The sequence below is a fragment of the Streptomyces dangxiongensis genome, from assembly GCF_003675325.1.
Lineage (GTDB): Bacteria > Actinomycetota > Actinomycetes > Streptomycetales > Streptomycetaceae > Streptomyces > Streptomyces dangxiongensis.
Genome location: NZ_CP033073.1, coordinates 1,038,742 through 1,064,541, shown reverse-complemented (window position 1 = coordinate 1,064,541; position 25,800 = coordinate 1,038,742). Strand labels below are relative to the sequence as shown.

11 protein-coding genes and 1 pseudogene are annotated in these 25,800 nt (G+C 70.5%); 7 read left to right on the top strand and 5 right to left on the bottom strand.

What is annotated here, in order from left to right:
* Positions 1-6: 6 nt before the first annotated feature.
* Genes D9753_RS38900 through D9753_RS04680 form a run of 6 tightly spaced genes read left to right on the top strand, consistent with a single transcriptional unit; the run spans position 7 to position 20,129 of the window.
* Positions 7-3,156 (top strand): type I polyketide synthase, encoded by a 3,150-nt coding sequence (locus tag D9753_RS38900; protein ID WP_338057959.1) that lies wholly within the window; start codon positions 7-9, stop codon positions 3,154-3,156.
* Entirely contained in the window at positions 3,110-6,778 is a 3,669-nt protein-coding gene (locus D9753_RS38895; RefSeq protein ID WP_205614056.1) for a type I polyketide synthase, read from the top strand. The genes D9753_RS38900 and D9753_RS38895 overlap by 47 nt, the downstream gene beginning before the upstream one ends.
* Before the next feature lie 35 nt (positions 6,779-6,813).
* Positions 6,814-16,689, top strand: a complete 9,876-nt coding sequence (locus D9753_RS04695; protein WP_394346798.1) for a type I polyketide synthase — start codon at positions 6,814-6,816, stop codon at positions 16,687-16,689.
* Between the two features lie 4 nt (positions 16,690-16,693).
* The gene (locus D9753_RS04690; RefSeq protein WP_121785847.1) at positions 16,694-17,476 is read left to right on the top strand and encodes an arylamine N-acetyltransferase family protein; all 783 of its coding nucleotides are present in this window, start codon (positions 16,694-16,696) and stop codon (positions 17,474-17,476) included.
* Between the two features lie 23 nt (positions 17,477-17,499).
* Positions 17,500-19,134, top strand: coding sequence for a bifunctional 3-(3-hydroxy-phenyl)propionate/3-hydroxycinnamic acid hydroxylase MhpA (gene mhpA, locus D9753_RS04685; protein WP_121785846.1), 1,635 nt, complete (start codon positions 17,500-17,502; stop codon positions 19,132-19,134).
* 44 nt (positions 19,135-19,178) lie between these two features.
* Complete coding sequence (locus tag D9753_RS04680; protein ID WP_121785845.1) at positions 19,179-20,129, top strand: class I SAM-dependent methyltransferase; 951 nt, start codon at positions 19,179-19,181, stop codon at positions 20,127-20,129.
* Positions 20,130-20,214: 85 nt separating this feature from the next.
* On the opposite strand, the gene D9753_RS04675 is transcribed toward D9753_RS04680, so the two are convergent.
* The 4 genes and pseudogenes from D9753_RS04675 to D9753_RS04660 all read right to left on the bottom strand — a co-directional run bounded on the left by D9753_RS04675 (position 20,215) and on the right by D9753_RS04660 (position 23,832).
* A complete protein-coding gene (locus tag D9753_RS04675) occupies positions 20,215-20,883 on the bottom strand; it encodes a hypothetical protein (protein ID WP_121785844.1) in 669 nt (222 codons plus the stop codon).
* Between the two features lie 244 nt (positions 20,884-21,127).
* Positions 21,128-21,808, bottom strand: a pseudogene (locus D9753_RS04670) (polysaccharide deacetylase family protein); the annotation flags it as partial.
* Positions 21,809-21,879: 71 nt separating this feature from the next.
* Entirely contained in the window at positions 21,880-22,569 is a 690-nt protein-coding gene (locus D9753_RS04665) for a glycoside hydrolase family 11 protein (protein WP_121785842.1), read from the bottom strand.
* Between the two features lie 549 nt (positions 22,570-23,118).
* On the bottom strand, positions 23,119-23,832 hold the full coding sequence (locus D9753_RS04660; protein ID WP_121785841.1) for a GAF domain-containing protein: 714 nt from the start codon (positions 23,830-23,832) through the stop codon (positions 23,119-23,121).
* A gap of 225 nt (positions 23,833-24,057) precedes the next feature.
* Between D9753_RS04660 and D9753_RS04655 the strand changes: the two genes are divergently transcribed.
* Complete coding sequence (locus tag D9753_RS04655; protein WP_121790905.1) at positions 24,058-24,492, top strand: ATP-binding protein; 435 nt, start codon at positions 24,058-24,060, stop codon at positions 24,490-24,492.
* On the opposite strand, the gene D9753_RS04650 is transcribed toward D9753_RS04655, so the two are convergent.
* On the bottom strand, positions 24,434-25,789 hold the full coding sequence (locus D9753_RS04650; protein ID WP_121790904.1) for an APC family permease: 1,356 nt from the start codon (positions 25,787-25,789) through the stop codon (positions 24,434-24,436). The genes D9753_RS04655 and D9753_RS04650 overlap by 59 nt on opposite strands.
* Positions 25,790-25,800: the final 11 nt, after the last annotated feature.

The window sequence follows — 25,800 nt, the reverse complement described above, 5'->3', positions numbered from 1 at the left end:
TCTGGTGTGCCGGTGTCTGTGGATGCGGATGCCGGTGTGGTGGAGGTGTTCGAGGTCGGGGCGGCGGTGTTGGATGCCGAAGGCGTGCGCGCTGTGACGGCCGAGGCGTTGTCGGTTGTGCAGTCCTTCCTTGCGTCGTCGCGGGAGGGTGTGCTGGTGGTGGTGACGCGGGGTGCGGTGGGTGTCGGGGGTGGTGTGGGTGATCCGGTGGTGGCCGGGGTGTGGGGTTTGGTGCGTTCGGCGCAGGCGGAGAATCCGGGCCGTGTCGTCCTGATGGACGTGGACCCGGATACCGGCCTGGGCACCGGCTTGGACGCTGGTGTGGTGGCGGGTGTGGTGGCGTCGGGTGAGTCGCAGGTGGTGGTGCGCTCGGGTGAGGTGTTCGTGCCGCGGCTGGTGCGTGCTGCGGTGGCGGCTTCGGGTGGATCGGTGTTCCGGCCTGGTGGGACGGTCCTTGTCACGGGTGGTACCGGCACGCTGGGTGGTGTGGTTGCCCGGCATCTGGTCGGGGCGCATGGTGTGCGGAGTCTGGTGTTGACCAGCAGGCGGGGACTCGACGCGCCTGGTGCGGTGGCGCTGAAGGCCGAGTTGGAGCAGGCCGGTGCCGTGGTGACGGTGGCGGCGTGTGATGTGGCTGACCGTGTGCAGTTGGCCGGCGTGTTGGCCTGTGTTCCCGTTGGGGCGCCGTTGTCGGGTGTGGTGCATACCGCTGGTGTGCTGGATGACGGTGTGATCGGGAGTCTGACGGCGGAGCGGTTGGCTGCGGTGTTGCGTCCCAAGGTTGACGCGGTACTGGCACTGCATGAGTTGACCAGCGGTCTGGAGCTGGATGCGTTCGTGTTGTATTCCTCCGCGTCCGGTGTGCTGGGTGGTCCGGGTCAGGGGAATTATTCGGCGGCGAATGCGTTTTTGGATGCTTTCGCTTGCTGGCGTCGTGGGCAGGGTCTGCCCGCTGTGTCGCTGGCGTGGGGGTTGTGGGGTGAGGCGAGCGCGATGACGGGCTCGCTGGGAGCGTCCGATCAGGCGCGTATGAGCCGTGGTGGTATCCGGGCTCTGTCCGTCGAGGAGGGCATGGCACTGTTCGACGCCGGCCTGACCGCCGACGAACCAGCCCTCGTCGCAGCCAAGTTCGACCTCGCGGCCCTCACCGAGCAAGTGGTTACGGCCGAGGTGCCGTCGATGCTGCGGGGTCTGGTTCGTAGGCCGCGTCGCACTGCGGCTTCCGGCACGGGCGGCGCCGCCGGAACTCCGTTGAACAGCCGATTGACGTCACTCACGGTCGACGAGCAGAAGCGCATGCTTTTGGAGTTGGTGTCGGGTGAGGTGGCGGTGGTGCTGGGGCATGCGGGTGCGGGGAGTATCGGTGCGGGGCAGGCGTTCAGTGATCTGGGTTTTGATTCGTTGACGGCGGTGGAGCTGCGTAACCGGTTGAATGCCGTGACGGGGCTTCGGTTGTCGGCGACGTTGATTTTTGATTATCCGTCGCCGGGTGTGCTGGCGGAGTTCTTGCGTGTGGAGTTGGTGGGGGGAGAGGTTGCGGTTGGGCCGGTGGCTGGGCGGGGGGTGTCGGTCGGCGGGGTGTCGGAGGATGCGATCGCGGTTGTGGCGATGGGGTGTCGTCTTCCGGGTGGGGTGGGTTCGCCGGAGGATCTGTGGCGGATGGTGGTGGAGGGTCGGGACGGGATTACGGAGTTTCCGGAGGACCGGGGCTGGGATGTGTCGCGGTTGTTCGATCCTGATCCTGAGAAGGTCGGTAAGTCGATGGTGCGCCATGGTGGGTTTCTTCATGGTGCGGGGGAGTTCGATCCGGGGTTCTTCGGGATTTCGCCGCGTGAGGCGCTTGCGATGGATCCGCAGCAGCGGTTGTTGCTGGAGGTGTCGTGGGAGGTGCTGGAGCGGGCCGGGATCGATCCGACCGTGCTGAAGGGCAGCCGCACGGGCGTCTTCGCAGGCGCCATGTACCACGACTACAGCGAGGCGGTCGCCGCAGGCAGCCTTGTCTCCGGCCGCGTCTCGTACACCCTCGGGCTCGAGGGCCCCTCCGTGACGGTGGACACCGCCTGCTCGTCGTCGCTGGTGGCGATGCACTCCGCGGTCCAAGCGCTGCGCAACGGCGAGTGCTCGCTCGCGCTGGCCGGCGGTGTCGCCGTGATGTCCACGCCCATCGCGTTCGTGCAGTTCTCAAGGCAGCGGGGCCTGGCGGTGGACGGACGGTGCAAGTCGTTCGCTGCGGGTGCGGACGGAACGGCGTGGGCAGAGGGTGTGGGCCTGCTGCTTCTCGAGCGTCTGTCGGACGCGCGGCGCAACGGTCATCAGGTCCTTGCGGTCGTGCGTGGCACGGCCGTGAACCAGGACGGTGCGTCGAACGGCATCACGGCGCCGAACGGTCCGTCGCAGCAGCGGGTGATCCGTCAGGCGTTGGCGAGTGCCGGTCTGTCGGCGGCCGGCGTGGACGTGGTGGAGGCGCATGGTACGGGTACGGCGCTGGGTGACCCGATCGAGGCGCAGGCGCTGATCGCCACGTACGGCCAGGAGCGGGCCGGGGACGAGCCGTTGTGGCTGGGTTCGTTGAAGTCGAACATCGGTCATGCGCAGGCGGCGGCCGGTGTGGCGGGTGTGATCAAGATGGTGCAGGCGATGCGGCACGGCGTGCTGCCGAAGACACTGCACGTCGACGAGCCCACTCCTAAGGTCGACTGGTCGGCCGGTGCGGTGGAGCTGCTGACGGAGTCACGGAAGTGGCCGATGACGGAGGGGCGTCCGCGTCGCGCGGCCATCTCCTCCTTCGGTATCAGTGGGACGAATGCGCACGTGATTCTGGAGGCTGCCGAGGCTGAGCCGGTGGTGGAGCGTGCGGTGGTTCCCGACGGTGTGGTGCCGTTGCTGGTGTCCGGGAAGTCGCAGGAGGCGGTACGGGCTCAGGCCGACGCGCTGTCGTCCTACCTGGACTCCGCTCAGGACGTGCCTCTCACCGACGTGGCGTACTCGCTGGCGACGACCCGGACCCACTTCGACCATCGTGCCGTGGTCATCGCCGAGTCGGTGGAGGAGGGCGCGGGAGGGTCTCGCGGTGTTACGTCCGCAGACGGCTTCCTCTGGCCGTCTGGGTGTGCTGTTCACCGGGCAGGGGTCGCAACGGGTGGGGATGGGGCGTGAACTGTACGTCGCCTTCCCGGTGTTCGCCGAGGCGTTCGATGAGGTGTGTGCGGCCGTCGACGGGAAGCTCGGCCGCTCACTGAAGGCGGTGGTCTTCGAGGGCGGGGAGCTGCTGGAGGAGACGGGGTACGCGCAGCCGGCGCTGTTCGCGGTCGAGGTGGCGCTGTACCACCTCGTACGCTCCTGGGGCGTGCGCCCGCACTGTCTCGCCGGTCACTCCATCGGTGAGGTGACGGCCGCCTATGTGGCGGGTGTGTGGTCGCTGGAGGATGCGGCGGCGCTGGTCGTGGCGCGTGGCCGGTTGATGCAGGCGTTGCCGGCCGGTGGGGTGATGGTCGCGTTGGAGGCCACGGAAGCGGAGGTCGTGCCGCTGCTGTCGGACGGTGTGAGCATCGCCGCCGTCAACGGGCCGACCTCCCTGGTGCTGTCGGGTGCTGAGGGTACGGTGCTGGCGGTGACCGAAGCGCTGCCCGGCCGTCGGGTGAAGCGGCTGAGGGTGTCGCACGCGTTCCATTCGTCGTTGATGGACCCGATGCTTGAGGCCTTCCGTGAGGTTGCGGCCGGGCTGACGTACAACGCCCCGACGCTGCCGGTGGTGTCGAACGTGACGGGTGAGGTGGCGGACGCCGGGCGGTTGTGCTCGCCCGAGTACTGGGTGGAGCACGTACGCGGCACGGTGCGCTTCCACGACGGTGTGCGGGCGTTGCGGGATGAAGGTGTCACCACGTTCCTGGAGTTGGGTCCGGACGGCATCCTGACCGGGATGGTGGCGGAGGACTGCGTGCCGTCGCTGCGGCGTGACGTCGGCGAGGAGCGGGCTCTGCTGGCCGCTCTCGGGCAGTTGCACACGCGCGGTGTCGCCGTCGACTGGGAGCAGGTCTTCGCCGGCCGGGACGCACGCCGCGTGGACCTGCCCACGTACGCCTTCCAGCACCAGCGTTTCTGGCTGAACTCCAACCTTTCGGCCGGTGACCCTGCACTGGCGGCTGAACACCCGTTGCTGGACTCGGTGGTCAGTGTTCCCGAGACCGGTGGCGTTGTGTGCACTGGTCGGCTGTCTGTTGCCGGGCAACCGTGGTTGGCCGATCACATCGTGTCGGGTGTGGTGTTGTTGCCGGGCGCCGCGCTGGTGGAACTCGCGATCCGCGCCGGCGACGAGGTCGGCGCGCGAACCTTGCGCGAACTGGTCATAGAAGCGCCCCTGGTTATCCCGGACGAGGGTGCCGTCCGGGTGCAGGTCACGGTCGGTGAGGACACGGGCGGTGGTGTGCGGCCGGTCGCGGTGTACTCGCGGCCCGACGACGCGCAGTCCGACGCACCGTGGACCCGCCACGCCAGCGGACAACTGGGCGACGACCCATCAGCAGTTGGTGCTGGTTTTGCGGTGTGGCCGCCGGAGGGTGCGGTGGCGGTGGATGTGTCGCGGTTGTACGAGGAGTTGGCCGGCCGTGGGTATGGCTATGGGCCGGTGTTCCGGGGGCTGCGTGCGGTGTGGCGGTGTGGGGATGAGGTGTTCGCCGAGGCGGTGTTGCCGTCGAGTGAGGTGGACACGGCGGCCGGGTTCGGTCTGCATCCGGCGCTGTTGGACGCGGCGCTGCATGCCGGGGCTTTCTCGGGTGCGGCGGAGTCCGAGGGTGGCGGTCTGTTCCTGCCGTTCGCGTGGAGTGGGGTGTCGCTGCACGCTTCGGGGGCGTCGTCGTTGCGGATCCGGTTGTCGTCCTCGGGTGCGGATTCGCTTTCGCTGGAGCTGGCCGACGGTGAGGGTGCTCCGGTGGCGTCGGTGGAGTCGCTCGTCCTGCGTGAGATACCGCAGGAGCAGTTGAGGGTGTCCGGCGGTGGTGGGTCGTTGTTGCGGGTGGAGTGGTCTGGTGTGCCGGTGTCTGTGGATGCGGATGCCGGTGTGGTGGAGGTGTTCGAGGTCGGGGCGGCGGTGTTGGATGCCGAAGGCGTGCGCGCTGTGACGGCCGAGGCGTTGTCGGTTGTGCAGTCCTTCCTTGCGTCGTCGCGGGAGGGTGTGCTGGTGGTGGTGACGCGGGGTGCGGTGGGTGTCGGGGGTGGTGTGGGTGATCCGGTGGTGGCCGGGGTGTGGGGTTTGGTGCGTTCGGCGCAGGCGGAGAATCCGGGCCGTGTCGTCCTGATGGACGTGGACCCGGATACCGGCTTGGACGCTGGTGTGGTGGCGGGTGTGGTGGCGTCGGGTGAGTCGCAGGTGGTGGTGCGCTCGGGTGAGGTGTTCGTGCCGCGGCTGGTGCGTGCTGCGGTGGCGGCTTCGGGTGGATCGGTGTTCCGGCCTGGTGGGACGGTCCTTGTCACGGGTGGTACCGGCACGCGTGGTGGTGTGGTTGGGCATCTGGTCGGGGCGCATGGTGTGCGGAGTCTGGTGTTGACCAGCAGGCGGGGGCTTGATGCTCCGGGTGCGGTGGCGCTGAAGGCCGAGTTGGAGCAGGCCGGTGCCGTGGTGACGGTGGCGGCGTGTGATGTGGCTGACCGTGTGCAGTTGGCCGGCGTGTTGGCCTGTGTTCCCGTTGGGGCGCCGTTGTCGGGTGTGGTGCATACCGCTGGTGTGCTGGATGACGGTGTGATCGGGAGTCTGACGGCGGAGCGGTTGGCTGCGGTGTTGCGTCCCAAGGTTGACGCGGTACTGGCACTGCATGAGTTGACCAGCGGTCTGGAGCTGGATGCGTTCGTGTTGTATTCCTCCGCGTCCGGTGTGCTGGGTGGTCCGGGTCAGGGGAATTATTCGGCGGCGAATGCGTTTTTGGATGCTTTCGCTTGCTGGCGTCGTGGGCAGGGTCTGCCCGCTGTGTCGCTGGCGTGGGGGTTGTGGGGTGAGGCGAGCGCGATGACGGGCTCGCTGGGAGCGTCCGATCAGGCGCGTATGAGCCGTGGTGGTATCCGGGCTCTGTCCGTCGAGGAGGGCATGGCACTGTTCGACGTCGGCCTGACCGCCGACGAACCAGCCCTCGTCGCGGCCAAGTTCGACCTCGCGGCCCTCACCGAACAGGCCGCCGCCGACCGGCTGGCTCCCATGCTGAGGGGCCTGGTCCGTCCACCCCGACGTGCCGCCTCCACCGGCGGCCCCATCCCTGTCGACTCCCTTGCGGACCGGCTGGCGGTGCTGCCGGGGGAGGAGCAGACAGAAATGCTGCTGGACCTGGTCCGCGGTGAGGTCGCCTTGGTGCTGGGGCATGCCGACGCCGAGAGCATCGTGCCCGGACAGGCGTTCAGCGAGCTGGGCTTCGACTCGCTGACCGCGGTGGAGCTGCGCAACCGGTTGGACGCGGCGACGGGTCTGCGGCTGCCGGCCACGCTGATCTTCGACTATCCGTCCCCCGCCGCGATCACCGAGCATCTGCGCGCGGAACTGGTCACGGACACGGCGACCGGAGCGCTGGACCTCGCGGACGTCGACGAGGCCGGGCTGCGCAAGGCCCTTGCCTCGGTATCACTGAAGCGGCTCCAAGAGCTGGGGGTACTACGGCAGTTGCTGCCGCTTGCGGCTGCGGCCCCCGGCGCCGGCAAGCCCGCCCCTTCGGAAGCACAGCAGAACGCGTCGAGCCTGATCGCCGATATGGACGTCGCCGACCTCATCGAACGCGCGATGGGCAACACCAACGACTGAGCCCGTCGCGGCTACGGAGGAACTCAAGTATGTCTGTGTCCGAGGACAAGCTCGTCGCGGCACTGCGCGCTTCTCTCATGGAGAACGAGCAGCTCAAGGAGGAGCGCGACAGGGCTCTCGCGGCCACGTCCGAACCGATCGCTATCGTGTCCGCCGCCTGCCGGTTGCCCGGTGGTGTCTCCTCACCGGAGGATCTGTGGCAGTTGGTGGCCGAGGAACGCGACGGCATCACACAGTTCCCGGAGGACCGGGGCTGGGATGTCGACCGGATCTACGACCCCACTCCCGGCGTGGCCGGGAAGTCCTACGTCCGGGAGGGCGGCTTCCTCCACGACGCCGGGGATTTCGATCCGGCGTTGTTCGGGATCTCTCCGCGTGAGGCCCTCGCCATGGACCCGCAGCAGCGGTTGCTGCTGGAGGTGTCCTGGGAGGTGCTGGAGCGGGCCGGGATCGATCCGACCGCGCTCAAGGGCAGCCGTACGGGCGTTTTCGCCGGCCTGATGTACCACGACTACGAGGCGGCCGTGGCGGCCGGAAGCATCGTCTCCGGCCGGGTGGCGTACACCTTCGGTTTCGAGGGCCCGGCGGTGACGGTGGACACGGCGTGTTCCTCGTCGCTGGTGGCGATGCACTCGGCGGTCCAGGCGCTGCGCGGCGGTGAGTGCTCGCTCGCGCTGGCCGGCGGTGTGGCCGTCATGGCCAGGCCGGGCAGTTTCATCGAGTTCTCGCGTCAAGGAGGCCTCGCGCCGGACGGACGGTGCAAGTCGTTCGCGGCGGGCGCGGACGGTACGGCGTGGGCAGAGGGCGTGAGTCTCGTCCTGCTGGAGCGCCTGTCCGACGCTCGGCGCAACGGCCACCAGGTTCTGGCGGTCGTCCGTGGCACGGCCGTGAACCAGGACGGCGCGTCCAACGGGCTCACCGCCCCCAACGGCCCCTCGCAGCAGCGTGTCATCCGTCAGGCTCTGGCGAGCGCCGGTCTGACCGCGTCCGAGATCGATGTCGTCGAAGCGCACGGTACGGGTACGGCGCTGGGTGACCCGATCGAGGCGCAGGCGCTGATCGCCACGTACGGCCAGGAGCGGGCCGGGGACGAGCCGTTGTGGCTGGGTTCGTTGAAGTCGAACATCGGTCATGCGCAGGCGGCGGCCGGCGTCGCGGGTGTGATCAAGATGGTGCAGGCGATGCGGCACGGCGTGCTGCCGAAGACACTGCACGTCGACGAGCCCACTCCTAAGGTCGACTGGTCGGCCGGTGCGGTGGAGCTGCTGACGGAGTCACGGAAGTGGTCGGCGGCAGAGGGCCGTCCGCGTCGCGCCGCGGTCTCCTCCTTCGGCATCAGCGGCACCAACGCCCACGTCGTTCTCGAATCCGTCGAGAACGAGACCCCGGAGCCGACGGTGACACGCGGAAGCGTGCCTCTCATCCTCTCGGGCCGCACAGCCGACGCCGTGAGCGCGCAGGCCCGGCGCCTCGCGGAACACCTGGAACGGCACCGCGATCTGAGCCTGACGGACACGGCCTACTCACTGGCCACATCCCGTGCCCGGTTCGACCATCGTGCGGTGGTGGTGGCGGGTTCGGTGGAGGAGGCGCGGGAGGGTCTGGCGCAGGTGCGCCCGGGGAGTGTGGTGCCGGGCCGTCTGGGTGTGCTGTTCACCGGGCAGGGGTCGCAGCGGGTGGGGATGGGGCGTGAACTGTACGTCGCCTTCCCGGTGTTCGCCGAGGCGTTCGATGAGGTGTGTGCGGCCGTCGACGGGAAGCTCGGCCGGTCGCTGAAGGCGGTGGTCTTCGAGGGCGGGGAGCTGCTGGAGGAGACGGGGTACGCGCAGCCGGCGCTGTTCGCGGTCGAGGTGGCGCTGTTCCACCTCGTACGCTCCTGGGGCGTGCGCCCGCACTGTCTCGCCGGTCACTCCATCGGTGAGGTGGCGGCGGCTTATGTGGCGGGTGTGTGGTCGCTGGAGGATGCGGCGGCGCTGGTCGTCGCGCGTGGCCGGTTGATGCAGGCGCTGCCGGCCGGTGGGGTGATGGTCGCGGTGGAGGCCACCGAGGAGGACGTTCTTCCGCTGCTCGGCGACGGTGTGAGCATCGCCGCCGTCAACGGGCCGACCTCCCTGGTGCTGTCGGGTGCTGAGGGTGCGGTGCTGGCGGTGACCGAAGCCCTGCCCGGCCGTCGGGTGAAGCGGCTGAGGGTGTCGCACGCGTTCCACTCGTCGTTGATGGACCCGATGCTTGAGGCCTTCCGTGAGGTTGCGGCCGGGCTGACCTACAACGCCCCGACGCTGCCGGTGGTGTCGAACCTGACCGGCGAGGTGGCGGACGCCGGGCGGTTGTGCTCGCCCGAGTACTGGGTGGAGCACGTACGCGGCACGGTCCGTTTCCACGACGGCGTGCGGGCCATGAAGGACCAGAAGGTCACCACCTTCCTGGAGTTGGGCCCGGACGGCATTCTCACCGGGATGGTGGCGGAGGACTGCGTGCCGTCCCTGCGGCGTGACGTCAGCGAGGACCGCGCGCTGCTGAACGCCGTGGGGCAACTGCACACGCGCGGTGTCGCCGTCGACTGGGAGCAGGTGTTCTCCCGCACCGGCGCACACCGTGTGGACCTGCCCACGTACGCCTTCCAGCACCAGCGCTTCTGGCTGAACCCGACGCTGTCGGAAGGGGATCCCGCGCTGGCCGCCGGGCACCCCCTGCTCGACACCGTGGTCGGAATCCCCGACACGGGCGGTGTGGTGTGCACCGGCCGGTTGTCCCTCGCCGCCCAGCCCTGGCTGGCGGACCATGTCGTGTCCGGCACGGTCCTGCTGCCCGGTGCCGCGCTGGTGGAACTCGCGATCCGCGCCGGCGACGAGGTCGGCGCGCGAACCCTGCGCGAACTGGTCATAGAAGCACCCTTGGTGATACCGGACGAGGGCGCGGTACGCGTCCAGGTCACGGTGGCAGAGGACACGGGCGCCGGGGTGCGGCCGGTCGCGGTGTACTCGCGGCCCGACGACGCGCAGTCCGACGCACCATGGACCCGCCACGCCAGCGGACAACTGGGCGAGGCGGCATCGGCAGCCGATGCCGCCTGGGGTGTCTGGCCCCCTGAGGGCGCGCAGCCGGTCGACCTGACCGGCTTCTACGCGGACCAGGCGACCGCCGGATACGGGTACGGGCCGCTGTTCCAAGGGCTCAGGACGCTGTGGACCCGCGGCGACGAAATCTACGCCGAGGTCGCGCTCCCGGCGGACGACACCGAGGCGGTCGCCGGATTCGGTCTGCACCCGGCGCTTCTCGACGCGGTCCTGCACTGCGGAGCCTTCACCGAGCGGAAGGCGGAGGAGGGCAAGCTCATCCTGCCGTTCGCGTGGAACGGCATGACTCTGCACGCCTCCGGCGCCACCGCGCTGCGGGTGCGCATGACGCCCACCGGACCCGAGTCGGTCACGATCGAACTCGCCGACGGCGAGGGCGCACCCGTCGCTTCGGTCGAGTCGCTCGTCCTGCGCGCGGTCGCGGAGGAGCAGGTGAAGGCCGCAGGCCGGACCGGTTCCGGCGACACGGACGCCCTCTTCGCCGTCGAATGGACCGCGTCGGCGGCTGACATGATGGCTGACGCCGCAGCGGTCGTCCCGCACTCGGTGACCATGGCCCTGGACATCGAGGAGCTGGTGCGGTCCGGCGCGGCGATGCCGGAGGTCCTGGTCGTCGACGCCGTCGACGGTGTCGTCAGCGCCGAACGCGTACGCGGCCTCGTCGGCCGCGTCCTCGGCATCCTCCAGGCCTTCCTCGCCGCGCCGGAACTCGATGAGTCCCGCCTGCTCGTCGTGACGCGCGGCGCGGTCGGCGTCCTCGGCGACACCGAGGTGATCGACCCGGCGGGGGCCGCGGTCTGGGGCCTCGTGCGTGCCGCCCAGGCCGAGAATCCGGACCGCGTCGTGCTCATGGACGTGGACGAGATCCAGGCCTCCCGGCCGGCCGTGGCCGGCGTACTGGTCACCGGTGAACCGCAGGTAGCCGTACGCGGTGACGTCGTGCACACACCCCGACTGGCGCGCATCGCGCCGGACGCCGGGACCGGTCCCGCACTGGCCCCCGAGGGCACCGTGCTCGTCACCGGCGGCACCGGAACGCTGGGCGGCCTGGTCGCCCGGCACCTCGTCGCCGAGCACGGTGTACGGCACCTGCTGTTGATCAGCCGCCGCGGCCCGGAGGCGCCCGGCGCCCGGGAGTTGACGGCCGAGCTGGAGGCGGCCGGAGCGAGTGTCACCGTGGCGGCGTGCGACTTGTCCAAGCGCAGGGCCGTGAAGAAGCTCCTCTCGGAGATCTCGCCCGCGGCGCCGCTGACCGGCATCGTGCACGCGGCAGGCGTCCTGGACGACGGTGTGATCCCGAGGCTGACCCCGGAGCGCGTCGGCGCCGCCTTCCGGCCCAAGGTCGACGCCGCGCTGACACTGCACGAGCTGACACGCGACATGAACCTCTCGGCGTTCGTCCTGTTCTCCTCCGCCGCCGGTGTGATCGGTGCCCCGGGCCAGGGCAACTACTCCGCCGCGAACGCGTTCCTGGATGCGTTCGCCCAGTGGCGGCGCGCGCAGGGCCTCAGCGCCGTCTCACTGGCCTGGGGCCTGTGGGCCGAGTCCGGCGGCATGATCGCGACGATGAGCGAGTCGGACCGGGCCCGTATGAACCGGGGCGGGGTGCTCCCGCTCGCCTCGGAGGAAGGCATGGCCCTGCTCGACTCGGCCATGGCCGGTGAGGCGTCGACGCTCGTCCCGGTGAAGTTCGACTTCGCCGCGCTGGCGGAGCAGGCACGGGCGGGACACCTGCCGCCGGTGCTGCGCGGACTGGTGCGCCAACCGCGCCGCACGGCGCGCACCGCGCCGGCCGGCACCGGTGCCACCACGGGCGGGACCCTGGCCGACCGCCTCGCCGCCCTGACGGTCGACGAGCAGAAGCGCATGCTTTTGGAGTTGGTGTCGGGTGAGGTGGCGGTGGTGCTGGGGCATGCGGGTGCGGGGAGTATCGGTGCGGGGCAGGCGTTCAGTGATCTGGGTTTTGATTCGTTGACGGCGGTGGAGCTGCGTAACCGGTTGAATGCCGTGACGGGGCTTCGGTTGTCGGCGACGTTGATTTTTGATTATCCGTCGCCGGGTGTGCTGGCGGAGTTCTTGCGTGTGGAGTTGGTGGGGGGAGAGGTTGCGGTTGGGCCGGTGGCTGGGCGGGGGGTGTCGGTCGGCGGGGTGTCGGAGGATGCGATCGCGGTTGTGGCGATGGGGTGTCGTCTTCCGGGTGGGGTGGGTTCGCCGGAGGATCTGTGGCGGATGGTGGTGGAGGGTCGGGACGGGATTACGGAGTTTCCGGAGGACCGGGGCTGGGATGTGTCGCGGTTGTTCGATCCTGATCCTGAGAAGGTCGGTAAGTCGATGGTGCGCCATGGTGGGTTTCTTCATGGTGCGGGGGAGTTCGATCCGGGGTTCTTCGGGATTTCGCCGCGTGAGGCGCTTGCGATGGATCCGCAGCAGCGGTTGTTGCTGGAGGTGTCGTGGGAGGTGCTGGAGCGGGCCGGGATCGATCCGACCGTGCTGAAGGGCAGCCGCACGGGCGTCTTCGCAGGCGCCATGTACCACGACTACGCCACCACACTGACGCGCGTGCCCGAGGAACTGGAGGGTTTCCTCGGCAACGGCAACGCGGGCAGCTTCATCTCGGGCCGGGTGGCGTACACCTTCGGCTTCGAGGGGCCGGCGGTGACGTTGGACACGGCGTGCTCGTCGTCGCTGGTCGCGATGCACTCCGCGATGCAGGCGCTGCGCAGCGGCGAGTGCTCGCTCGCGCTGGCCGGCGGTGTCGCCGTCATGGCCACGCCCGGCAGCTTCGTGGAGTTCTCGAGGCAGCGGGGCCTCGCGCCGGACGGACGGTGCAAGTCGTTCGCGGCGGGCGCGGACGGTACGGCGTGGGCAGAGGGCGTGGGTCTCGTCCTGCTGGAGCGCCTGTCGGACGCTCGCCGCAACGGTCACGAGGTGCTGGCCCTGGTGCGTGGCACGGCCGTGAACCAGGACGGTGCGTCGAACGGCATCACGGCGCCGAACGGTCCGTCGCAGCAGCGGGTGATCCGTCAGGCGTTGGCGAGTGCCGGTCTGTCGGCGGCCGACGTGGACGTGGTGGAGGCGCACGGTACGGGCACATCACTGGGTGACCCGATCGAGGCGCAGGCGCTGATCGCCACGTACGGCCAGGAGCGGGCCGGGGACGAGCCGTTGTGGCTGGGTTCGTTGAAGTCGAACATCGGTCATGCGCAGGCGGCGGCCGGTGTGGCGGGTGTGATCAAGATGGTGCAGGCGATGCGGCACGGCGTGCTGCCGAAGACACTGCACGTCGACGAGCCCACTCCTAAGGTCGACTGGTCGGCCGGCGCCGTGAAACTGCTCACCGAGCCGCGGGCATGGCCCGACGCAGGCCGTCCGCGTCGTGCCGCGGTCTCCTCCTTCGGCCTCAGCGGCACCAACGCCCACGTCATCCTGGAAGCCGTCGAGACAGAACCCCCAGCGGACCGCGCGGCGGCTCCGAACGCCGCCGTACCGCTGCTGGTGTCGGGCGTGTCTCCGGAGGCGGTGCGGGCTCAGGCCGACGCGCTGTCGTCCTACCTGGACTCCGCTCAGGACGTGCCTCTCACCGACGTGGCGTACTCGCTGGCGACTGCCCGGACGCACTTCGACCATCGTGCCGTGGTCATCGCCGAGTCGGTGGAGGAGGCGCGGGAGGGTCTGGCGGTGTTACGTCCGCAGACGGCTTCCTCTGGCCGTCTGGGTGTGTTGTTCACCGGACAGGGGTCGCAGCGGGTGGGGATGGGGCGTGAACTGTACGGCTCTTTCCCGGTGTTCGCCGAGGCGCTCGATGAGGTGTGTGCGGCCGTCGACGGGAAGCTCGGCCGGTCGCTGAAGGCGGTGGTCTTCGAGGGCGGGGAGCTGCTGGAGGAGACGGGGTACGCGCAGCCGGCGCTGTTCGCGGTCGAGGTGGCGCTGTACCACCTCGTACGCTCCTGGGGCGTGCGCCCGCACTGTCTCGCCGGTCACTCCATCGGTGAGGTGACGGCCGCCTATGTGGCGGGTGTGTGGTCGCTGGAGGATGCGGCGGCGCTGGTCGTGGCGCGTGGCCGGTTGATGCAGGCGCTGCCGGCCGGTGGGGTGATGGTCGCGGTGGAGGCCACCGAGGAGGACGTTCTTCCGCTGCTCCGCGACGGTGTGAGCATCGCCGCCGTCAACGGGCCGACCTCCTTGGTGCTGTCGGGTGCTGAGGGTGCGGTGCTGGCGGTGACCGAAGCCTTGCCCGGCCGTCGGGTGAAGCGGCTGAGGGTGTCGCACGCGTTCCACTCGCCGTTGATGGACCCGATGCTGGACGAGTTCCGCGAGGTCGCGGCCGGGCTGACCTACAACGCCCCGACGCTGCCGGTGGTGTCGAACGTGACGGGTGAGGTGGCGGACGCCGGTCGGTTGTGCTCGCCCGATTACTGGGTGGAGCACGTACGCGGCACGGTCCGTTTCCACGACGGTGTGCGGGCCATGAGGGACCAGAAGGTCACCACCTTCCTGGAGTTGGGCCCGGACGGCATCCTGACCGGGATGGTGGCGGAGGACTGCGTGCCGTCGCTGCGGCGTGACGTCGGCGAGGAGCGGGCTCTGCTGGCCGCTCTCGGGCAGTTGCACACGCGCGGTGTCGCCGTCGACTGGGAGCAGGTCTTCGCCGGCCGGGACGCACGCCGCGTGGACCTGCCCACGTACGCCTTCCAGCACCGGCGCTTCTGGATCGCGGGCGACGGCCCGAGCGCTCCCGAGACAGTCACCGACCCGGTCGACGCGGCGTTCTGGGAGATCGTGGACAGTGGGGACACGGACTCGCTGGCGCGGTCCTTGCGGCTCGACGCGACCGCCCTGGACGGTGTGCTCCCTGCCCTGTCCGCGTGGCGCCGCCGCCATCGGGACCAGACGGTGCTGGACGGCTGGCGATACCGGATCACCTGGCAGCCCGTCACCGACGCGCTCGCCCCGGGTGCTGCCGTCGCCGACGGCACGTGGCTGATGCTGGTCCCCACGGGATACGCCGACGCGACGGCGGCGGCCACGAGTGCCGCGCTGACCGAGCACGGCGGTCGCGTCGTACGGGTCGACGTGGACGCTGAGGACCGGGAGACCCTGGCGAACGTCGTACGGACGCGTCTCGACGCGGAGCCCGGCACGCCGGCCGGGGTGGTGTCCCTGCTCGCCCTGGACGAGCGGCCGGAGCCCACCCACCCGGCGCTGTCGCGCGGTACGGCCGCCACCGTCGCGCTCGTGCAGGCTCTCCATGACCTGGACGTCACCGCCCCGCTGTGGTGCTTGACCTCGGGGGCCGTCGCGGTCCGCGAGGACGCGGAGGTGACGAGTGCGGCGCAGCCGATGATGTGGGGACTGGGCACCGTACTCGCCCTGGACCACCCGAAGACCTGGGGCGGGCTGATCGATCTGGCCGCCGAGCCCGACGGCGCCGCGTGGGGCCGGTTGGTCGCCACGCTGTGTGGACAGCACGGCGAGGACCAGGTGGCGATCCGCTCCTCGGGCGCCTACGCGCGGCGTATGACCCGCGCCGGGTCCGTCGCCGAGGGCGGTGACACCGGGCCTGCCGAGGCCTGGACACCGCACGGTACGGTGCTCGTCACCGGTGGCACGGGTGGCATCGGTGCGCACGTGGCGCGCTGGGCCGCCACCCGGGGCGCGGAGCACCTGCTCCTGCTCAGCCGTCGCGGCCCGGCCGCCGAGGGCGCGGCGGCGTTGGAGGCGGAGCTGACCGCGCTCGGCGCCCGCGTCACCGTCGCGGCCTGTGACGTCACCGACCGGGCGGCGCTAGCGGAGGTGATCGGGCGAGTGCCGTCGGACCTGCCCGTCACCGCCGTCTTCCATACCGCCGGTGTCGCGCAGGAGCCCAAGAAGCTGCCCGACGTCACGTTGGCGGAGTTCGCCGAGGTCGGCCGGGCGAAGGTCGTCGGTGCCGTACACCTCGACGAACTGCTGGCCGACCGTCCGCTGGAGGCATTCGTGGTGTTCTCCTCCGGGGCCGCCGCCTGGGGTGGTGCGGGTCAGAGCGGGTACGCCGCCGCGAACGCCTTCGTCGAGGGGCTGGCGCACCGCAGGCGTGCCGATGGGCGGCCGGCGACCGCCGTGGCCTGGGGTGCCTGGGCCGGCGGTGGCATGGTCGACGACTCCGTGGCCGAGGAGTTCGCGGAGGTCGGCGTGGAGCTGATGCGGCCCGAACTCGCGGTCGAGGCCCTGGGCCGGGCGATGGTGAGCGGTGAGGGGCATGTCGTGGTCGCGGGCATCGACTGGTCGCGGTTCGCGCCGTCCTTCATGGTGGCCAGGGAGCGTCCGCTGCTGCGGGCCCTGCCTGAGGTCGCCGCCCTGACGCAGGTGGCCGGGGCCGGCGCCGCTGCGGACCAGGAGTCCGGGAACGCCGGCGCGGCACTGCGGGCACGGCTGCTGCGCGTGTCCCCGCAGGAGCGGCTGGCGGTACTGACCGATCTGGTGCTGGCGGAGGCGGGGCAGGTGCTCGGTCACGCCACGGGCTCGACGGCCGTCGAGGACGGGGTCGCCCTCCTCGACATCGGCTTCGACTCGCTGACCGGCCTGGAGCTGCGCAACCGGCTCAACCGGGTGTCGGGACTCGAACTGGCGCAGGGCCTGATCTTCGACTTCCCGACCGCCGGCATGATCGCCGAACTCATGCGGGACACCCTGGAGCCCGATCTGACCGTCAGCCCGGAGACGGTGACGGCGGAGTTCAGCAAGCTGGAGCTGGCGGTGACCCCGGCGCTGCACGACGACGCGTCGCGTGCGCGGGCCGTCGCGCGGCTGCGCGAACTGCTGTCCGAGTGGGACCGCCCGGAAGAGGGAGAGTAGCCGGATGTTCGAGGTCGAGACCTATCTGCGCCGCCTGGGCTTCACCGAGGTGCCCGCGCCCAGCGTCGAGACGCTGCGCGTGCTGCACAAGAACCACATGATGTCGCTGGCCTACGACAGCAGCGACTTCATCAAGAGTTTCACGGGCTTCCGTAACGTCGTCGACATCGACGTCGACGCGACGTTCCGGGCGATCGTCGCCGGAGGCGCGGGCGGCGTGTGCCACGACCTGAGCGGCCTGTTCCGCAGGCTCCTGACCGAACTCGGTTACGACGTCTCGATCCTGGCCGCGTCCCAGCGCTGGCCCAACGGGCAGTTCGGGCCGGACTTCGAGCACACCTTCAACTGTGTGCGGCTCGACGGGGAGACCTGGCTCGTCGACGTGGGCTTCGCCGGTCCGTCGTATCTGGAGCCGCTGCGGATGACCGACGAGGTGCAGCAGCAGTTCGGTTGCTCCTACCGGCTCACGACGGCCGGCACGTACCACGTGCTGGAGCGGAAGGCCGCCACCGGGGACTGGCGTTCGGTGTACCGGTTCGAGCTGACGGCCCGCGCCGTCTCCGACTGGGACAGTCCGCAGGACACCGCCGCCGAGCGGATCGTGAAGGACTCGCTGTTCGCCGGAACCGTGCTGCGGGGCCGCGCCACCGACAACGGGCAGGTCGTCCTCACCGGCAGGCGGCTGCTGCGGGTGGAGAACGGCCACGAATCGGCCCGCATGCTGATCGACAAGGCCGAGTTCGAAGGCGTGGTGAAGGACATCCTCGTCGGCTCGGGCAACGGCTGAGGCGGGACCGAACGGAGATGACCATGGAGACGGAGAGCAGCGGCGCCGGGACCGGAACGGTCGCCGCCACCGACACGGACGTGGCCGTCGTCGGCTACGGCCCGGTCGGTCAGGTGCTGGCGATCCTGCTGGCCGCGCGCGGCTGGCGGATCACGGTCGTGGAACGCTGGCCCCGGCCGTACCCCATGCCGCGGGCGGTCGGTTTCGACGACGAGGCAGCCCGTATCCTCGCCGCTGCCGGTATCGGGCCCTTCCTCGACAAGTTCGGTGAGAACTCACGGGACTACGCCTGGCGCAACGCCGCCGGCGAGACCCTGCTGCACATGGAGAGCGCCGAGAACGGCCACTGCGGCTGGCCACAGGCGACCGCCATGTACCAGCCGGGCCTGGAGGCCACGCTCATCGACCGCGGCACCGACTTCCCGAACCTGCGGGTCGTCCGCGGGCAGGCGGTCGTCGAACTCGACGACCGTGGCGACCTGGTCGAGGTGATCTGTGAGGACACCGACGAACAGGAGCACACCTTCACCGCACGGTACGTCGTCGGATGCGACGGGGCGAACAGCTTCGTCCGGGAGTCGATGGAGAGTTCCCTCACCGACCTCGGATTCTTCTACGACTGGCTCATCTGCGACGTCGTGCTGAACGAGCCCCGCGACTTCCACCCCAACAACCTCCAGATCTGCGACCCGGAACGGCCCCGGACCGCGGTGTCGGCCGGTCCGGGACACCGCCGGTACGAGTTCATGCGGCTGCCGGGCGAGAGCATGGAGGAGCTGAAGCGGGACGAGACCCTCTGGCGCATGCTGGAGATGTTCTCCGTCCGCCCCGACAACGCGACCCTCGAACGGCACGCCGTCTACACCTTCCAGGCCCGCTGGGCGGCGGAGTGGCGCAAGGGCCGGCTGCTGATCGCGGGGGACGCCGCGCACCTCATGCCGCCCTTCGCCGGGCAGGGCATGTGCTCGGGCTTCCGGGACGTGGCCAACCTGTCGTGGAAACTCGACCTGCTGCTGCGCGGCCTCGCCGACGACTCGATACTCGACACCTACACCGTCGAGCGCCGGGCGCACGTCCGGAACGCCGTCACCACGTCCGTGAAGCTCGGCAAGGTGATCTGCGTGACCGACCCTGCCGCGGCCGCCGACCGTGATGCGATCATGCTGGCCGGACGTGACCGCGAGAGCGGCGGCGCACTGCCGATGTCGACCGCGATCCCGCTCACCGACGGGCTGCTCCACCGTGCCGCCGACGGCACGCCGCTGCTGCCCGCCGGCACCCTGTTCCCGCAGGCGCGGGTGGCGGGTGCCGACGGGGACGGGCTGCTGGACGAGATCGTCGGCCTCGGCTTCGTACTGCTCACCGCCGCCGATCCGGTGACTGTGCTGGACGATCGGCGGCGGGCCTTCCTCGACGGACTCGGCACGCGCTACGCGCACGTCCTGCCCGTCGGCACATCACCGCGCGAACCCGGCCCCGGCGCCGTGGTCGACATCGAGGACCGGTATCTGCCGTACCTGGCCGAGAGCGACGCGACAGCCGTGCTGGTGCGCCCCGACTTCACCGTCTTCGGCGCGGCGCACGGGCCACAGGCGCTGGGCGCGCTCGTGGACGAACTGGCGCACCGGCTGGGGGCGCCGCTCCCGGCCGCCGGCTGAGGCTTTCCCACCCTGACGAGCACGACGAGAGAGGAACCCGGAACATGGGCGCACGCGAGGACATGTACGGCTTGTTCACGAGTGTCAACGAGATCAATCTGACCGACGATCAGGACGGTCAGAGAGCCAAGGAGGGCGTGCACAAGAAGAACATCTCCACCAGCTACGACCTCCAGGCCCGGATGTCCAAGAAGGGCATCCTGTGGAACTGGGGCTACCACGACGACCAGGTGGCCAAGGAGATCAACGCCCGCATCCCCGGCTTCCTGCAGTACGACACGGACGGCTTCTCCGAAGAGCTGTACTTCGCCGCTCTCAGGGAGGTGCCGATCGACCTCGACGACTACGCGGACAGGTTCGTCCTCGAAGTCGGCTGCGGGCTGGGCGAGGGACTGAACTTCCTCTCCCGTGTGATCCACGCGAAGAGCATGATCGGCCTCGACCTGTCGGAGCAGGCCGTCAACCGGGCGAACGCCGCGCTGTCCCGCAAGGGCCTGCGGTACGTCCAGGGCGACGCGGAGAACCTGCCCTTCGAGGACGGCGAGGTCGACGTCGTGGTGAACATCGAGAGCGCGCACAACTACCCGAGTCTGGAGAAGTTCCTCCAGGAGGTGGCACGGGTGCTCAAGCCGGGAGGCTACTTCACGCACGTCGACCTCTACACCACGCAGCGGCACGCCTTCCTGAAGGAGCTGCAGGAGAAGGGCCTCGGCCTGGAGTGGGTGCTCGACCGTGACATCTCGTCCAACGTGCGGGCCGCGATCCACCGGCGTCTGTCTCCCGACGGCTCCTTCCACAAGGCGCTGCGCGAGCAGCGGGTCGGTGCCATCCAGCGTCACATGGCCAAGCGGGTCGGCCCGGAGGCCGTCGGCGGTTCCTTCGCCGGCTACACCGACAGCGGCTCCACCAAGCTGCTGAAGAGGATGGGCGTACTGCCCTCGCAGTTCATGCCGCCGGTGGACAGCTACCGGCTCTACGTGGCGAAGAAGGTCTGATCCCCGGGCGAGGGGCGGCCCGTGCCCGCTGCCACGGGCGGCCCCTCGGCGACGGCGTTCCGGCGCACCCCGCCACCCGGGCCGTTCAGTGCCGTGGCGTCACCGCGCCGGCCGCCGGGGTGATGTGCGCCGCGCTGCGGTACGTGCAGATCCCCAGGGCCAGCAGCCAGTAGCTGAGGGCGGCCCCCATCAGCGCTGTCGTGCCCCAGCCGTTCGCCGCGTAGAAGAACGCGGGGTCGTTGCCGAAGAACAGCGACGGTACGAAGGCCAGGTTGAGGACGGCCAGGACGTACGCCGAGCGGCCGGTCCAGCGCGGCAGCAGGCCGGTGCGGATGACGGCGTGGCCGAGCGCGGTCAGGAAGAGCGCCAGCATGAGCCGGGAGACGGACCCGTAGAGGATGTAGGTGCCGCTGACGTCGATGGTGGGGTCGATCGGGTGGTCGACGGCGATGACCGCGCCGGCTTCGAGGCCCATCGAGACCAGGGTGACCGTGGTGTACACGAGGCCCGTGGCGAAGGCGATCGAGGCGACCCACTCATGGGCCGGGCCGACCCGCCCGACCAGCTCCTTGAAGGCCGTCACGAACACGACCAGGCAGGCGAGCGCGATGATCCCGATGAGCAGTCGGGACAGGACGTTGGCATCCGGCGGTGGGCCCGAGTAGAGGAAGTACAGCGGTACTTGGACGATGAGGGCTACGGCGGCGACGACGGCGGCGAGGCCGGTCAGACGCCGGGCGTTTGCTTCGGACATGGGATCCCCCGAGTTCTCGGTACGGCCGGTTCGGCGCCGGCGGCCATGAGCTGCTGCTCCTGCCCGCCGGCCCCTGAAGCCTGCCGTTCCCGGGGCGCGCGGTCCCTGGGCCTGAGCACCGGATCGGGGTGGTCCCACCACCACCCCTACGGGTGTACCCCGGCCACCCGCTGACACGACGGAGCCCGGGCGGCGAACGCCCGTGCGCCGGGGCTTCGTCGTGCCGAGTGGGGGATCGCGGTCAGGGTGCCACGGCTCGGCCGGTCTGTGGGGAGATCCGGCCGGCGCACAGGCCCTTGCCCGCCAGCGTCTGAGGGATGCGCGGGATCGCGGCGAGCGTGTTGGCGGGCCATTCGTGCATGAGGATGAGCTGGCCGTTGGCCAGCCGGGACACGGCCTGCACGATCGCGTCGGTGCTCGCGCCGTTCCAGTCCTGCGAGTCCACGTCCCAGACGATCTGGGTCAGGCCGTACTTGGCCTCGACCGCCTGGAGCGTGGCGTTGGTCTCGCCGTAGGGCGGGCGGAACAGTTTCGGCGTACCGCCGCCGGCCGCGGCGATCGCCTGCTGGGTGCGCGACACCTCGGAGTCGATCTGTGCCTGGCTCTGCTGGGTGAGGTGGGGGTGGGTGTAGCTGTGGTTGCCGATCCACATGCCGGCGGCTGCCTCGGCCCGGACCTGGGCCGGGTAGGCGGCGGCGTACCGGCCCTCGTTGAACATGGTGGCCCGCAGGCCGTTCTGCCGCAGGGCGTTGAGCAGGGCCGGGGTCTGGGCGTTGGACGGGCCGTCGTCGAAGGTGAGTCCGACGTATCCGGTGCAGCCTGCGGCGTGCGCCGGGGTGGTGTCGACGGCGGCGGTGACGGTGCCGGCCACGGCCGTCGCGGCGACGGCCAGTGCGGTCAGCAGGGGGCGGTGTGCGGCGCGCATGCGGGTGGGTCCTCCTCGTGGGGGCGGCGTGACCGCGGCGGGGGGAGCGGCGGTCGGGCGGACGGGGGCGCTCAGCCGCTCACCGTGATGTTGGAGTTCCCGCTGCTCTGGTATCCCTCGGTGGCGAGGATCATGTAGTAGCTGAAGCTGCCCAGCCGCATGCCGTAGCGGGCCCAGGCGTCGAAGTGGTTGCCGGTGGTGATGGTTCCGCCCGTCCGCTTCGACTGCCGCACGCTCCAGTACTGGTTGAAGGTCCTGGTGCCTTCCACGGAGGGGGCGTTGTACCGCGTCGTCTGGTAGACGTCGTAGGTGCCGCCGTCGCTGGTGACCGTGCCCTTGTAGGTGCCGGTGGGCCGGTAGGTGCCCCAGTTGTCGACGATGTAGTACTCCACGAGCGGGTTCGACGTCCATCCGTACAGCGCCAGGTAGCCGTTGCCGGACGGGTTGAAGCTGCCCGAGTACTGCACGTTCCTGCGCCCGCCGTTGCTCCAGCCCTTGCCCGCGACGAAGTTGCCGCAGTTCGTCCACGAGGTGCTGTAGTTGCCGCCGGACCCGAGGGTCATGGAGACCGATCCGCCGCCGTCGGTCCAGAACGAGTAGTAGAAGCCGTTGTTGGTGCCGGTCTGGTTGGTGGTGATGGTCGTGGCCGCGTGCGCGGTGCCGGGCAGCAGCAGCCCGGACGCGGACGTCGCCAGCGCCAGGGCGCCGGCGCGGTTGATGAAGCCCCTGCGGCTCATCGGGCGGTCGAGGGCGTTGTCCATGGGGATGCTTCCTCCTGGTGAGTGCTGAATGAGTGCGACGGTCATCCGCTGACGGCCGCTCGGGCATGCGGCAACGGCAAGCAGTAATGGCATGTACATGCCATGTGACAGGTGGGGCCGACCGGCGCTGGGGAAACAGGGGGAGGGCTCGATTGCTGGAGAGTATGCGCCCGGCCCGAAACGGCGGTCAATGCGTCCGTTTCCGAAACTTCATCGAAACTTCGACCGGGTTCTCCGGGGCGCGGTGACGAAAGAGTCGGTCGGCTTCCGGTGCGCCCGTTGGGAGCTGGTGAGGGCCCGGGTGCCCCGCTTGCTGGGCTGTCAGGCCGATCTTCGCGGGCGCGCGACCTCCGGCGACTCTTCGCGGGGCGCGTGCGCGGGGTCGTACCCGGCCTGCGTCTCGGCGGTTGACGGAGGGGGTGCGGCTGCCTGCCTTGTCGCAATGCTCGACGTGTGAACCGAATGTTTCGAAGCGCTCTTGAGCAGGGCCGGCCCAGGAACAGGGGCCGGTTCGGGCGTCGTACGGGTCGGGTCGGGCCGGGCGCGTGACTACGGTGTGCCGGGGGACTCGCGCAGGATGTCCCGGGTGATGTCGGCCAGTGACCTGCCCGTGCGGAAGGCCTCGGCGCGCATGAGGGCCAGCGCGTTCTCCGGGGTCAGTGCCCGGGTGGCCGCCAGGGCGCCGACGGCGCGCGCGGTGTCGAACCAGTGTGCGCGGACGACATCGACCGGTTCCCACGCCGGGGCCCGGTCCCCGGTGATGATCACGTTCCGGGTGGGCAGGAGCGCCGCCGCCACCGCGTCGGCCACGGCGGACGCCCGCTCCAGAGCCTCCTCGTCGAGGGCGTGGGGGCGCAGCGCGAGCAGGTCGACGGAGCCGAGGACGTAGTCGCCGAAGAAGACGGGCAGTGCGTACACCGACTCCACCTGCGGCAATTTCTCCCGCATGGCGGCCCCGAACAGCGGCCAGGGCGTCACCGCGCCGCGCAGCTCGTCCACCGCCACGGGCTCACCCAGGTGCGCCGCGGTGATGCACGGCCCTTCCAGCACGGTGAACTGGATCTCCTCCAGCACCAGCGCGGCGTCGTTCGAGGCGGCGAGGAGCTGGCGCGAGGGTGTGTCGGTGAGCAGTGACAGGGTGGCGCCGTCCATCCCGAGTCCCTCGGACACCGCCGCGCACACCCGCTGGGGGACCTCCGTCAGGAGTGCGCCGTCCGCGGCCTCCGCGACCATCCGCACCGCCTTCGTCACATCGGGCGTCATCCGGCCCTCCGCGACCCGCGGCGACGAGCGGTGAGGGCGCGCGCCGCGCACGGGACGGACCGGGGAAACCCGCGGCGCGACGAGGGCGCCGGCTGACGAGGACAGACCATGCCCACGGAGTACCCGGCCCGGCGGTCGGCACGCCGCTGCGGTACCGGGCCGGTATGCGGGTAGCCGGTAGGCCGACAGACAGAGACGGCCGAGTAGGCACAGACAAGGATGATCGTGGACGGACGTTCGCTTCGCGCGGTGGGCTGGGCACGCTCACTGCCGCTCAACAGCCAGGTCAAGACGGCACGTGACTGGGCGCGGTCCCATCTGGACGAGCTGGGCTGGACGGACGCCGCCGACGAAACGGCGGACGACGTGCTGCTGGTCGTGTCCGAGCTGGTCACCAACGCCCAGATCCACGCGCACAGCACCGCGCAACTGGTGATGTCCTGGGACAGCGAGTGCCTGCACATCGCGGTGCACGACACGTCGCCCGAGCTGCCGGCGCCCCGGCAGCCCGACACCCTCCAGCCGGGCGGGGGGGGCATCCTCCTGATGAACGCCCTGGCCGAGAGCTGGGAGGCCCGGCCCTGCCCGCACGGCAAGACCGTCATCGCCTGCTTCCGGCCGCCTTCGCCCGCGGACGACGGGCACCGCGAACGGCAGTGACCGCGCCGAGCAACGCGCCGACGGCGAGCACGACCAGCCCCCGCAGCCACACCCGGCCCTCGATCTGCGTGGCGAGCAGGACGCAGGAGGCCGCGCCCAGCACGGGCAGGACCGTCGGGGCCCGGAAGTGCCGCTCCTCGCCCGGGTCGCGGCGCAGTACGAGTACGGCGATGTTGACCATGAGGAAGACCACGAGCAGCAGCAGGACCAGGGTGGACGCCAGTGTGGCGACGCTCCCGGTCAGGGCGAGGACCATCGCCGGGACGGTGGTCGCCGCGATCGCGGCCCACGGGGTGCGGCGGCCCGGCAGGACCGCGGCCAGGGGCGCGGGGAGCAGCCCGTCGCGGGCCATGCCGAAGGCGAGCCGGGAGGCCATGATGCCGGTCAGGAGGGCGCCGTTGGCGACGGCGACGAGAGCGATCGCGCTGAAGAGGCGGACGGGGACGCCGCCCGCCTCCTTGACGACCTCCAGCAGCGGGCCGCTGGAGGCGACGAGCCGGCCGGTCGGTACCGCCGCGGAGGCGGCGATGCCCACCAGGACGTAGACGGCACCGGCGGTGGCCAGGGCGCCGAACAGGGCCCGGGGGTAGGAGCGGCGCGGGTCGCGGGTCTCCTCGGCGACGTTCACGGAGGTCTCGAACCCGACGAACGAGTAGTAGGCCAGCACCGAGCCGCTGAGGAGGGCGGTGGCGGCGCCCTTGTCCGCGGTGCCGAGCCGGGTGAGCCGCCCGGGGTCGCCGTCGCCGCGCAGCAGCAGCCAGGCGCCGAGGACCACGATGAGGACCAGCCCGCCCACCTCGATGACGGTGGCGACGGCGTTCGCCCGGGTCGACTCCTTGATGCCGCGCGCGTTGAGCAGGGCGAGCAGGGCGAGGAACACCACGGCGACGAGGCCCACGGGCAGGGACACGAAGGCCGACAGGTAGTCCCCGCCGAAGCCCCGGGCCAGGGCGGCGACCGAGACGATGCCGGCGGCCAGCATGCAGAAGCCGGCCAGGAAACCGGCGAACGGGCCGAACGCCCGCGTGGCGTAGTGGGAGGCGCCGCCCGCCCGGGGGTACTTCGTGGCCAGCTCGGCGTACGAGGCCGCGGTCAGCATCGCCAGGACGAGGGCGACGAGCAGTGGTGCCCACACCGCTCCGCCCACGTCGGAGGCGATCTGGCCGACCAGCACGTACACGCCGGCGCCCAGGACGTCGCCGAGGATGAAGAAGTACAGCAGGGGGGTGGTGAGGGCCTGCTTGAGTGCGGGGCCGCCCGAGGCGGTCTCCGGTGCCTGTTCTCTCGCTATCGACATGTCGATCCGTG

Excerpts from the sequence above, each read along its gene's own strand:
- mhpA (WP_121785846.1), top strand. The coding sequence starts at position 17,500 with ATGGAGACGGAGAGCAGCGGCGCCGGGACCGGAACGGTCGCCGCCACC.
- D9753_RS04650 (WP_121790904.1), bottom strand. The coding sequence starts at position 25,789 with ATGTCGATAGCGAGAGAACAGGCACCGGAGACCGCCTCGGGCGGCCCC.
- D9753_RS04660 (WP_121785841.1), bottom strand. The coding sequence starts at position 23,832 with ATGACGCCCGATGTGACGAAGGCGGTGCGGATGGTCGCGGAGGCCGCG.
- D9753_RS04675 (WP_121785844.1), bottom strand. The coding sequence starts at position 20,883 with ATGTCCGAAGCAAACGCCCGGCGTCTGACCGGCCTCGCCGCCGTCGTC.
- D9753_RS04690 (WP_121785847.1), top strand. The coding sequence starts at position 16,694 with ATGTTCGAGGTCGAGACCTATCTGCGCCGCCTGGGCTTCACCGAGGTG.
- D9753_RS04680 (WP_121785845.1), top strand. The coding sequence starts at position 19,179 with ATGGGCGCACGCGAGGACATGTACGGCTTGTTCACGAGTGTCAACGAG.
- D9753_RS04665 (WP_121785842.1), bottom strand. The coding sequence starts at position 22,569 with ATGGACAACGCCCTCGACCGCCCGATGAGCCGCAGGGGCTTCATCAAC.